The 11,687-nt window shown below is 71.9% G+C and carries 9 protein-coding genes; 5 read left to right on the top strand and 4 right to left on the bottom strand.

From position 1 onward, the window contains the following. Nucleotides 1–24: 24 nt before the first annotated feature. The 4 genes from E0493_RS12825 to E0493_RS12810 all read left to right on the top strand — a co-directional run bounded on the left by E0493_RS12825 (nucleotide 25) and on the right by E0493_RS12810 (nucleotide 4,319). Complete coding sequence (locus E0493_RS12825) at nucleotides 25–1,146, top strand: RMD1 family protein (protein WP_160937346.1); 1,122 nt, start codon at nucleotides 25–27, stop codon at nucleotides 1,144–1,146. A gap of 233 nt (nucleotides 1,147–1,379) precedes the next feature. Beyond that, nucleotides 1,380–2,345 (top strand): CAP domain-containing protein, encoded by a 966-nt coding sequence (locus E0493_RS12820; protein ID WP_160937345.1) that lies wholly within the window; start codon nucleotides 1,380–1,382, stop codon nucleotides 2,343–2,345. Nucleotides 2,346–2,688: 343 nt separating this feature from the next. Continuing rightward, nucleotides 2,689–2,901, top strand: coding sequence for a hypothetical protein (locus E0493_RS12815; RefSeq protein WP_160937344.1), 213 nt, complete (start codon nucleotides 2,689–2,691; stop codon nucleotides 2,899–2,901). Then, nucleotides 2,898–4,319, top strand: a complete 1,422-nt coding sequence (locus tag E0493_RS12810; RefSeq protein ID WP_160937343.1) for an amidase — start codon at nucleotides 2,898–2,900, stop codon at nucleotides 4,317–4,319. Before E0493_RS12815 ends, E0493_RS12810 begins: the two co-directional genes overlap by 4 nt. 52 nt (nucleotides 4,320–4,371) lie before the next feature. Here the strand turns inward: E0493_RS12810 and E0493_RS12805 are convergent, their stop codons facing one another. From E0493_RS12805 to E0493_RS12790, 4 genes are all read right to left on the bottom strand, one after another. Next, complete coding sequence (locus E0493_RS12805; protein ID WP_160937342.1) at nucleotides 4,372–5,100, bottom strand: class I SAM-dependent methyltransferase; 729 nt, start codon at nucleotides 5,098–5,100, stop codon at nucleotides 4,372–4,374. A 161-nt stretch (nucleotides 5,101–5,261) separates the two neighbouring features. Further along, nucleotides 5,262–6,818, bottom strand: a complete 1,557-nt coding sequence (locus E0493_RS12800; protein WP_202397102.1) for a phospholipase D-like domain-containing protein — start codon at nucleotides 6,816–6,818, stop codon at nucleotides 5,262–5,264. 171 nt (nucleotides 6,819–6,989) lie between these two features. Next, complete coding sequence (locus E0493_RS12795) at nucleotides 6,990–7,667, bottom strand: class I SAM-dependent methyltransferase (RefSeq protein WP_160937341.1); 678 nt, start codon at nucleotides 7,665–7,667, stop codon at nucleotides 6,990–6,992. Nucleotides 7,668–8,026: 359 nt separating this feature from the next. Next, nucleotides 8,027–9,391: a glycosyltransferase family 4 protein gene (locus E0493_RS12790; RefSeq protein ID WP_160937340.1), complete on the bottom strand. Its 1,365-nt coding sequence runs from the start codon at nucleotides 9,389–9,391 to the stop codon at nucleotides 8,027–8,029. A 114-nt stretch (nucleotides 9,392–9,505) separates the two neighbouring features. On the opposite strand from E0493_RS12790, the gene E0493_RS12785 reads away from it, so the two are divergent. Beyond that, nucleotides 9,506–11,650, top strand: coding sequence for a glycosyltransferase (locus tag E0493_RS12785; RefSeq protein WP_160937339.1), 2,145 nt, complete (start codon nucleotides 9,506–9,508; stop codon nucleotides 11,648–11,650). The last annotated feature ends 37 nt before the right edge of the window (nucleotides 11,651–11,687 follow it).

Here is an 11,687-nt window from a genome sequence, read left to right as displayed (position 1 = left end):
ACGGAAAGGGTCAGGCAGCAGGGCATGGCAACGGACGAACCACGGGTGCACACGGGGCAGGTGGTCGCCCTGCGGCTTTTCGACCTGGCCTATGAGATCGACCTGAAGCGCGCCGAGGCGCTCTGGGCGCAGCGCACGCAAGGCAGCAGCGCGCGGAGCCGGCTGGTCGGCACGCCGGCCAAGGCGGTTTCCTTCGGGGTGCCGCCGCTCGCGCTGGAACTGGGCGCCGTGTCGCTGCCGGTCGGCGGGCAGACGGTGCGCGCCGCCGCGACCGTGCGCCTTTACGACTTCGGCATCGCCGCCCTGGCCTTGCGGCTGCCGGTGCGCGACCTGGCCTGGCATGACTTCGCCGCGCTGGTGAACCAGATCGACCAGGCGGTGGGGCCGGCGGCGGAAGCACCGTTGTGGGACCGGCTGCTCGGCGGGCTGCGTGACCTGCTGGGGGAGGCGCTGGACCGCCCAACGACGGCGCCGCTGCAGGAGGACTACCTGATCGCCGTGGCGGATGCCTTCGACAGGCCGGTGACGGCGGAGATGCTGCTGGCGCAGGTGGACCTGGTGCCGCTGCTCTCGGGCGAGACGCGGCCGCTTTCCGAGAGCGCGCGGCGCGACCTGCTGCGGCACCGCTTCTCCTACCACCCTGACGACCTGGTGGTGCTCACCTGGGACCGTGCCTTCATCTACGAGCCGCAGCGCGAGCCGGACGTGGCCGATGTGCTGGAGATGGCGAACGCCCAGCTGCTGGAGATGCGCACCTACGACGAGATGCTGGACGAGGAACTGCCGCGCATGCGCAACCTCGTCGAGGCGGCGCGCCGGCGCATCCCCCTGCTCGCCTCGCGGCGCTATGGGGGGCTTGCCCGGCGGCTGCACACGCTGGTGGCCGAGGTGACGGAACTGGCCGAGCGGGTGGACAACGCCCTGCAGGTGACGGAGGACGTCTACCTCGCCCGCGTCTACGCCGCCGCGATGGACCTGTTCCGTGTCTCCGATGTCAGCGCGGCGGTGGATCGCAAGCTGGCGATCATCCGGGAAACCTACACGGCGCTGCATGGCGAGGCCGCCGGCGCCCGCGCCGAGTTGCTGGAAATCGCCATCCTGGCGCTGATCGCGCTGGAGATCGTGCTCTCCCTGTTGCGGCACTGAAGAAGCCGGACGGAATGCCGCCGTGGAAGGTGGAGAACGGCCGGGGGCAGGAATTCCTCCAGATCCCCTTGCTTTCTTCTGTCAGTTCCAGCGCGGGCCGGGAGAAGGCGGGGAAAATCCGAGAAACGGGAAAAGGGTCGGGAGGCATTTCAATCCCTGTCCCTGAACCTCCGGCAACTGCGAGCCGGCAGCGGGCATTCCCCTGCGGCAGCACCGGGAGAGGGGATGCGCGCATGATCAAGCAGATGCCTGGCATGGCCCTTGTGGCGCTGCTTCTTGCCCTCGCGGCGAGCGCGGGGGCCGCTGAGGGCGAGGATCTGGCCGGGCTGCGCCGGCATGCGCTGGAGCTGGTGAACCAGGCCCGGCAGGCACAAGGCCGCGCACCCCTGGAAACCGGCGCCGACCTGGAGAAGGCGGCCCAGTCCCATGCGCGGGACATGCTGAAGCGCCACTATTATTCCCACACCTCGCCCGAGGGCGATGACGTCAGGGACCGCTATATGGAGGCCGGCGGCAGCCGCTGGGATCTTGTTGAGGAGAACATCGCGCGTTGCCAGAACTGCGGCCCGCCCGCGACGGCGGCCACGGTCGGGCAGTTGCAGCAAGGCTGGATGAACAGCCCGCACCACCGCGAGAACATCCTGCGCGAAGGGCTCCGCCGCTTCGGCTTCGGCATCGTCGTGGAGGCCGGCGGGGGGCTTTATGCCGTCCAGACCTTCGCCGGTCCGGGCACCTCGCGCGGCGGCGGCGCGGAGGCGACCTCGGACGCCCTGTCCGGCGAGGCGCTGTCCGGCGAGGCGCTGGCCGCTGGCGCCGCGCGAATGATCAACGAGGCGCGCGCGAAGGAGGGCGTTGGCAAGCTGCAGCCCAGCGTCGCCCTCAACACGGCGGCGCAGGCGCTGCTGCCCGACCCCGGCTCGGAAACGATCTCGCTCGGCTCCTCCCAGCAGCTGCGCGATGCCGTGCCGGAAGACCAGCGGCAGCGATGGCGCTCCCTGGCCGTGCTTGCCGGTGCCTGCGGCGGCTGCGGAACACAGCCGACCCAGGCCGATCTCCGCTTCTTCCGGCAGCAATGGCTCAACGATCCGCAGCACCGCCAGCAGCTGCTCGACCCGGTCGTGACCGATATCGGCTTCGCGCTCCAGGCGAACGGCCAGGGGCGCAAGGTGGCGCTCCTTGTGCTGGGCACGGCGCGGTAGGAGGCAGGCGGCCTCGGGCCGCCGGCGCCGGCAAGGCGGAGGAGGCGGGGCTGAGCGGGCGGAAACCGCGCGCACGGCGCTGCGCCTGCCGGACCTGAAGGACAGCCGGGAAACGCGGCGGCTGCTGCTGCCGTAACGCCGTCCGGCGGAAAAGGGCGCGCCGATCCGCCTGCTGCGGCCGGCGCGCGGGCGGCTGTTCCTGGAAGACCGCTCCGCCTCGATTCTCTCGGATGCCGGGTCCTCGGGCAGGTGAGGAACGGCCGGGAAAATGCTTTCCCGAACTTTTCTTGTTGCGCCTCAGGCTCTAGCGTTTCCCGTTGAATCCGATGCAGAGGAAATGCGGATGAGCCAAGCCCAGGAGGAGCCCGATGCGGCGCTGGATCTGCTGCTGCGCCGTGCCGGCATCACCATTCCCCCCGAACGCTATGCCGGCGTGCTGAGCGGCTATCGCGAACTCCAGGCCGTGCTGCCGCAGCTGCGCGGCGCCCGCACCGCCGCCGCCGAGCCGGCCGGCACCTTTGTGCTGGACACGGTGACGCGGGAGCGGACGCCATGAGCGAGGCGCCCTTGCACGGCCTGCCCATCGCCGAGGCCGGCCGCCGGCTGCGCGAGGGAAGCCTCACTGCCGTGGCGCTGGCGCGCCATCACCTCGACCGCATCGCCGCGCTCGATCCGGTGCTGCACAGCTTCGTGCTGCTCACCGGGGAGCGCGCCATGGCGGACGCCGCGCGCGCCGATGCCGAGCTGGCGCGCGGCACCGACCGCGGCCCGATGCATGGCATCCCCTATGCGCTGAAGGACATCTACGACACCGCCGGGATCCGCACGACCTGCCACTCCAAGCTGCTGGCGGAGAACGTGCCGCAGCAGGACAGTGTGGTGGCCCGCAAGCTGGCGGAGGGCGGCGGCGTGCTGCTCGGCAAGCTGGCGACGCATGAATTCGCCCTCGGCGGCCCGAGCTTCGACCTGCCCTTCCCGCCGGCGCGCAACCCGTGGAACCTGGAGCATGTCACCGGCGGCTCCTCCTCCGGCTCCGGCGCCGCCGTGGCGGCCGGACTGGTGCGGATGGCCATGGGCTCCGACACCGGCGGCTCGATCCGCGGCCCCGCGGCCTATTGCGGCCTGGTGGGGCTGAAGCCGACCTATGGGCTGGTCAGCCGGCGCGGCGTCTTCCCGCTGTCCTACACGCTGGACCATTGCGGGCCGCTCGCCGCCAGCGTGGAGGACGCGGCGATCACCACCCAGGTCATCGCCGGCTACGATCCCGGCGACCCGGCCAGCGCCGACCGCCCCGTGCCGGACCTCCGTGCCGGCCTGGAGCAGGGAGTGGCCGGCCTGCGCATCGGCCTGCCGCGCAACCTCTACTGCAACGCGGAGGGGCTGACGCCGGCCACCGGCGCCGCGCTGGAGCGGCTGGCCGACTCCCTGGCCGCGCAGGGCGCCATTGTCGAGGAGGTGGTGCTGCCGGATTACGACCTGTTCGGCACCTGCGGCCGCGTGCTCATGATCGCGGAGGCCTATGCGATCCACGAGGCCGACCTGCGCGAGCGCCCGCTGGACTACGGCGCCCTTTTCCTGGCGCGCGTCGCCATCGGCGCGACGATCAGCGCGGCCGACTACATCCAGGCGCAACGGCTGCGGCGCGAACTCTCGGAGGCGGTGAACCGCGTGGCGCTGCGGCGGCACGACCTGCTGCTGACCGCCATGGCGCTCGGCCCGGCACCGCGCTTCGACGAGTATCCCGCGGATCGGGCAGGGCCGATGAACATCCAGTCCATCCCCTTCAACGTCACCGGCAACCCGGCGCTCTCCATGCCCGTGGGCTTCAGCGATGACGGGCTGCCGCTTTCGGCCCAGCTTGTCGCGCGCCCCTTCGAGGAGGCCCTGCTGCTGCGTGCGGGCCGGGCGGTGGAGAAGATCATCGAGGGCTGGGGCGTGGCGCGGACGCCGCCGATGGCGCTGGAAGCCGCCTGATCCTTCCCGCCGCGACCCGGGCGGCCGCGGCGGGCCGGCTGCTTCGCACGGCTCAGCGCCGGGCCGCCACCAGCAGGAAGGCGGGGCGCTCGCATTCCAGCGCGAGCTCGGGGCGGGCGGCGACCTGCGCCGGCGCGGGCCCCCATTCCTCGAGATGGGCGAGCGTGAAGCCCAGCCCGATCAGCAGCTTCGCATAGGTGCCGATCATGCGGTGCTGCTTGATCACGCCCGTGGCCAGCCAGTCCGTGCTGCGCGGCCCTTCGTGGAGGTAGGCATCCACCGGCCAGGTGCTGCGGCCCTCCGCGTCGGTGGTCCAGCCGGGCCGGCGCGGCGCGGTGTAGATCGGGTGCTCCACCGAGAAGACCAACGTCCCGCCCGGCGCCAGCGCATCGTGCACCTGCGCCAGCAGCGCGGGCAGCGCCACCACGTAGTGCAGGGCCAGGGAGCTGTGGGCGAGGTCGAAGGCCGCCGCGGGAAGCCGAAGCTGCTCCAGGTCGGCCTGCTCGTAGGTGATCGCCGGGTCGGACGTCGTCGCCCGCGCGCGCGCCAGCATCCGCTCGGAGAGGTCGAGGCCCAGAACCGCCGATGCGCCCTGTTCGCGCACCCAGCGGCAGAACCAGCCGAAGCCGCAGCCGAGGTCCACAACGCGGCGCCCGCGCAAGGCCGGCAGCATGGATTGCAGGGCGGGCCACTCCGCGGCGCCGGCCAGCCCCTGCACCGAGCGGCCCAGCTGACTGTAGCCCTGAAAGAAGTCCGGATCGTCGTAAATGTTCTGAGCCATCGGCCGGGTCCCTCCGTTGCTTGGCGGCATTGGCGAGGCGCTGAGGAGGCGGGAGGGACGACCCTCCCTCCGCCGGGGCGGAACCTGCTCTGACGACGGCCGGCGCTCCGGATCCGGCGCGCCGGCCGCCTCGCCATTGCGCCGCAAGCCGGGATGGCCGGTCAAGCAGAGGACGCGTTCCGTTCCGCGCCCCAGCCGGGAAGCCGGGCGCGGACCTCGTGCCGCAGACTGGCCGGCCGTTCCGGGTCCACAAGGTCGGATTCGGCGATGATTTCCTCGTCGGCGGTCAGGGGACTGGGCTGCAGCGGAACCAGCCGCTTGGGGCCGGTGTTCAGCGCATCCAGGGCGCCGATCAGCGAGCCTTCCGCGGCCTCCAGCGCCGCCGCGACCGCGTCCGTGCTCCGCCCGAGATGCTCGGCCAGCAGCTCGTTCCGCTGGCGCAGGATGAAGGCGCGCGCCTGTGCAGGGTCGGCGCTGGCCGCCGCCTCGATGGCGACGTCGCATTCCGTATCGAAGCCGAGGGAGCGGTTGTTCAGGTTGGCCGAGCCGATCTTCAGCAGCGCGTCGTCCACGCAGAGGATCTTGGCATGCACGTAGATCGGCTGGCCGGCCTCGTTGACGGGGTAGTAGACGCGGAAGCGGCCGTGCCGGTCGGCCCGCTGCACCAGGCGGAGCAGCCGGCTGCGGGCCGAGTCCATCGCCTTGGCCTCCAGCCATCCATCCGCCGAATCGGGGTTGATAATGACCACTTCCGGCCCGTCCGGCTCGCGCAGCCGCGCGGCAATGGCCTCGGCGACGCGGCGGGAGGCGAAATACTGGCTCTCGATATAGAGCGTGCGGCGAGCCGCCGCGATGGCTCGGAAGGTCAGCGCCTCGATCTCGCAGACCTGCGGGTAGTCCTTGAAGGCGGCGAGGGTGCGGGCGATGCCGATCTGCGCATCGCGGAAGTCCGGCTCGAGCCCGTCCGGCCACGGGTCGTTGTCCAGCGGCGGGGCTTCCAGCCGCTCGCCGGTGGCGCGCTGCCAGCGCTCGCGCGCCAACTCGGCCAGGCGGCGTGCCAGCGGGCCGTCGGCGCAGGTGGTCGCATCGTGCCAGGGGCCGAGCGGGCTGCCGTGCGGAGTCTGGCGGGCCTGGCAATCCTTGCGGTGCGCGCGCGTGTCCCAGCGGCCGACGGTCATGTCGATGCCGCCGCAGAAGGCCAGCGTGTCGTCGATGACCATCAGCTTCATGTGGTGCGCGGCACCGGTCGGATGGGCGCCATCCAGCTTCAGCCGGATCTTGCGGCCGATCAGCCAGTTCAGCAGGAAGAAGGGTGTCTCGCCCCGGCCGAGGGTCCGCAGGAAGCCGAGGTCCCATTTCAGGATGCGCACCCGCAGGTCGGGCCGCTCGCGGGCGATCCAGTTGAGAAAGCGCCCGATGCGGTTTGGACCGGGCAAGGTTTGCTGCTCCGGCTCCGGCTCCAGCGCCACGCGGGCATCGAAGTCCCAGCCGATCAGCAGCACATGGTGGCGGGCCTTCAGGATGGCCGACTTGGCCGCGCGGAAATAGTCTGCCCCATCAATGATCACCGCGAAGCGGTTGGCGCGCTCGATCGCCCAGCAGGTTTCGCCGGGCTCGAGCAGGCCCGTCTTGGTGTCCGGGTTCGTACCGCGTTCCTCGGCCTGGCCTGCGGAGACCGGACGAGGGCCGATATCGGGCGAGTCGCTGTGCATGAGCATTCTCGTATCCTCCCTCCAGCCCGCCCAAACGCAAATCCCGGTCTTGCGTTCTGCGACAGTTCGAAAAAATCTGGCCGGGCTGGGGGAATGGCCCTGCAGGGGAATGACCCTCCGGCGCCTCGCCTGGCTGGCGGCCTTGCCGCCGGAAAGCCCCGCCCGTGGGCCGCCCGGTCATTCCCTGGTCAGGGCGAATTCCACCAGCAGCGGGAAGTCCGGCCCCCGTTTCAGCACCTTGGGCGGCAGCCCGTCGCCCAGGTCGCGCGGGCGCCATTCCCTGCAGCGGAGCAGCCGCAGGTCCAGCGCGGCGAAGGTGTTGAGATAGTCCGCAAAGCCATGCGGAAAGCTCGGCATCCGCACCTCTCCGGTGGCGTCGCGGAAATGGGCGCCGATGCCGCCCAACGTCAGATAGGGGTGGATCTCGAGGACGGCCAGCCGTCCGCCGGGCCGCAGCAGGCGCCGCGCCTCGGCCAGAGGCGGCGCCAGGGCGGCGACATGCTCCAGGGACAGGCTGAACAGCGCCAGGTCGGCCGTGGCGTCGGCGAGCGGCAGGGGCTGCGCCATGTCCTGCCGCCAGAGCTGCAGCGCCGGGTCGCGTGCCCGCGCCTGGGCGAGCATTCCCGCCGAAAGATCACAGCCGCGCAGGCTGCGGGCGCCGTGGCGGCGCAGCAGGGAAAGGTTCTGCCCCGTGCCGCAGCCGAACTCGACCACATCGAGGCCCGCGGCGGCCGCCGCCAGCCCGGCCATGGCCCGGCGGGCGGCGAAGACCATCGGGTTCTCGTCGTTGTCATAGCTGCCGGCCCAGCGGTCATAGGCGGCGGGAACCGGCAGGAAGGTGCTGGAATCGCTCATGCTACGGCATTCCCTCGCGGGCGCCGTGACACCGGACGCGCGATCCATGCCGCGCGTCGGCGGGTCACGGGTGAAGAATATGGGAGAGGCTGCTGGCGGCTGGACATGTTCGACCCTGGCGGAAACCCGTTCCGCACGGGGCAAGTAGTTTTCCGGCCGCAGGCCGTTCAGCTCCGCCAGAGCGGAGCAAGCCTAGAACAGCCGGGCAGGCGATGACAATGGCCGGGGCGGGAGGGCGCCCGGGCCAGGCCGTGCATCTGGCGAAGAACAGAACCGGGAACCGCCGGCAGGAGAGGGGAGCTCATTCCCCCCAAGGTTTTCCCGCCCGCTTCTCCGAGGCGCGGCTCCCGGCCGCGCCGCTATTCCGCCGCCAGGGGCTGCACCTCGGGCGTCGGCTCCGGGCAACGGACGCCGAGCCGGGAATACACCTCGGCCAGCCGCTTCTCATAGGCCGCGCCGCTGAACAGGGCCGCCCGCCGCGGTCCGGCATCCGCCAGCCAGGCGCAGAGATCGGCGTTGGAGTCGAGCGCCCGGATGCCTTCGGCGATGCCGCGCACGTCATAGGGGTCCACGGTGAGGGCGGCATCCCCCACCACCTCCGGCAGGGAGGAGGTGTTGGTGGTCAGCACCGGCGTGCCGAGCTTCATGGCTTCCAGGGGCGGCAGGCCGAAGCCCTCGTAGAGCGAAGGGAAAAGCGCCGCCTTGGCGCCGCGGATCAGCGAGACCAGCAGGCGGAAGGGCGCGTAGTCCAGCAGGATGATCTTGCGCTTTGTGCGCAGGATGCTGCCCTCCTGCACCTGGTAGCGGATGTGGTCGTCGAACAGGAGGCGCAGCTCCTCCTCGCTCTTCCAGGCCTGCTTGCCGACCAGCACCAGCGGCAGGTCGGAGCCGGAGGCGAGGAAGGCCTCGATCATCCGGCCGACGTTTTTTTTCGGTTCGATGGCGCCGAAGAACAGGAAGTAGCCCTTCCAGTCCAGGCCGAAGCTGCCGCGGATCTCGTCGCGCGCCTCAGCCTCCGGCTTGTCGGTGAACTTCCGCGGCAGCTCGACGGACTGGTAGGTGTTGGTCACCTTCTCCGGGTCGGCGCCGAGCAGGTTGATGATGTCACGCCGCGAGGCCTCGCTGACGGTGACGATGTGGTCCGCCTTGCGCACCAGCATGCGGTTGAGGCGGAAGTAGCGCCGCTTGTGGTCCAGCGTGGTGTAGGGCAGGCGCAGCGGCACCAGGTCGTGCAGGCAATAGATGTTCTTGGCGCCGACCACCTGCATCGGCAGGGGATAGGTCCAGTGCATGATCTCGGGCGGGCGCGGCATCCGCACGCGCAGCCGGTTCTTGAACAGCTTGAAGTGGTTGATCGCCTGGACGAAGCCGTTCTCGACGTTCCAGAGGTGGTCGAAATGCGGCAGGCGGCTCTCGAAGGTGGTGGCCACCACGCGGCCGGTGACGGGCACGCCGGTGGCGTATTCGCCGAAGGGACCGAGCACGGTGCGCCGCGCGTTGCGCATCCAGCGCAGCAGCGGCGGCGCCTCGCCGACGCGGTTGTCGAAGAAGGCGATCTCGCGGATCAGCGCGTTGCGGCTGGGGCTGGCGCGGGTGCCGTAGAGCACGCCCACCTCCGCGCCCATGGCGCCGAGGCGGAAGCTCAGGTTGCGGGCATAGGTGGCAACCCCGGTGCCCTGATCGAGCGCGAGATTGTAGCCATCGAGATAGATGCGGGGCTGCATGGGTTGAATTTAGCCGAGTCGCGCTTCGCAGAGAAAGCGAAAGCCGCTGCCCCCGGCTCTTGACCCGAGGCCGGCCGGAGGCCGTAAGACAGAGGCAGGCAGAAGAGGCAGGCCATGGACGAGGACGCGGAGCGGCAGGCCGAGGAACTGCGCCGGAAGGCGGACAGCCTGCGGGACCGCAGTGCCTGGCAGGCGGCGGCGGCGGCTTACGCCGCCTTCCTGCGGCTGCGGCCGGAGGACGCCGGCATGCAGGTGCAGCAGGCCCATTGCCTCAAGGAATCCGGGCATGTGGCCGAGGCGCTGGCGCTCTACCGCTCCGCCGCGCGCCTGCGCCCGGAGGACGCCGACATCCCGCTGCAGATCGGTCATGCGGAGAAGCTCCTGGGCGAGCGGGAGGCGGCGCGGGAGGCCTATGCGCGGGCGCTGGCGCTGGATCCGGCGGCGGAGGCGCCCTGGGTGGAATGGCTGGCGCTGGCGGCCCATGAACCGCACCATGCGGCACCCGCCGCGGGCGGGATCGTGCTGGACCTGACCGATCTGGCGAACTGGATCCACCATGGCCGCCGGGTGCCGAGCGGCATCCAGCGGGTGCAGCTCGGGATCGCGCTGGCGGCGCTGGCCGGGCCGCGGCCGCCACGCCTCTGCGCCATGCCGCCGGCGGCCGACGGCTGGCGCGATCTGCCGCCCGCCCTGTTGCACCGGCTGGCCCATCTGATGGCAAGCGGCACCGCGGCCTCGGAGGCGGCCTGGCAGGAGGCGGCCGGCCTGCTGGGCACGCTGCTCAGCCTGGCGCCGCCGCTCCGCTTCGCGCCGGGTGCCGTGCTGGTGACGCTGGGCGGCACCTGGGGCATGGAGGGCTTCCTGGCCTGCCTGCGGGAGGCGCGCGCGCGGGACGGGCTGCGCCACGTGCCCCTGTTGCACGACTGCGTGCCGCTGCTGCTGCCCGAGCATTGCCAGGAGAGCACGGTGCGGGGCTACGCCCGGTGGTTCGCCAGCCTCGCGCTGCATGCCGACGGGGTGCTGACGGTTTCCCGCTCCACCCGCGACGACATGCGCCGCCTGCACGCCGCGCTGCTGCCGGAACTGCCGGTGCCGTCCGCAGCGGTGGTGCGGATGGACGCGGCTCCCCGCGCCCTGCCGCCCGGCCCTGCGCCGGACCATGCCCTGCTCCAGGGCCGCCTGCCCTTCGTGCTGTTCGTCTCCACCATCGAGGGGCGCAAGGACCACCGCACGGTGTTCAGCGCCTGGCTGACCCTGCTGCGCCGGCTCGGCGCGCGGCAGGTGCCGCTGCTGGTCTGCGTCGGCCAGCCGGGCTGGCGGGCGGAGGCGGCGCTCATGCTGCTGGAGCAGGCGCCGGAGCTGCGGGCCAGTGTGCGGGTGCTGGAGGAAGTGGCCGACCCGCTGCTGTTCGCGCTCTACGGCAGGAGCCTGTTCACCCTCTACAACAGCCTGCACGAGGGCTGGGGCCTGCCGGTGACCGAGAGCCTGGCGCATGGCCGCGCGGTGCTGGCGCCCGGCCATTCCGCCCTGCTCGAATCCGGCCAGGGCGGCGCCGTGTTCTTCACGCCGGGCAGCGAGCCGGACCTCGCCGAAAAGCTGGAGCGGCTCATCACCGAACCCGCCTTCCGGGCGGAGGCGGAGGCACGAGCCGCCGCAGTACCGTTGCGGAACTGGGCGGCGGTCGCGGCGCAGCTGCAGGCCGAGGCGGAGCGCCTGGCCCTGCGCGGCGGCGGCCCGCCCCGCCTGCCGCTGGCCGCAGGCCGCCTGCACCCGCTGCGCCGCCTGGCCGCGCGCCGCCCCGGCCTCGCCATGGCGGTGGCGGAAACCGTGCGCGCGGGCGAGGGGTGGTATCCCCTGGAGGACTGGGGCTGCTGGACGCGTCCTGGCGCGGCCCTGCTCGCCCTGCCGCCGGGCGACGGGAATGACGGGGCGCTGCGCTTCGAGCTGGAGCTGGAGGGAGCCGAGGCGGACCAGCAGGTCGAATTGCAGGCCCTGCGTGACGGGGTGCCGGCGGGGGCGCCGCTCGCGGTGACCGTGCCGGCCCGCAAGCGCATCCCGGCCGGGCTGGACGTTCCGGCCGGTGGCGCGGCGCGGCAACTGGAGATCCTGTGCCGGGCGCCGGGGCAGGATGCGGCGGGCCGCGCCGTCGGCATCGGCGTGCGGGCCTTCGGCTTCGCCCGGCTGCAGGAGCCCGGCGAGCGGCTGGCGCTGCTGGAGGCACGCCACTTCGTCGCAGCCACGCCGCTGCACGAGGTGTGAGGAAGCCTGGGGGAGTGCATTCTCCCAGGACCCCGTT

Source organism: Teichococcus coralli, assembly GCF_009829925.1.
Taxonomy (GTDB): Bacteria; Pseudomonadota; Alphaproteobacteria; order Acetobacterales; family Acetobacteraceae; genus Pseudoroseomonas; species Pseudoroseomonas coralli.
This window is presented reverse-complemented; position numbering and strand designations above follow the sequence as displayed.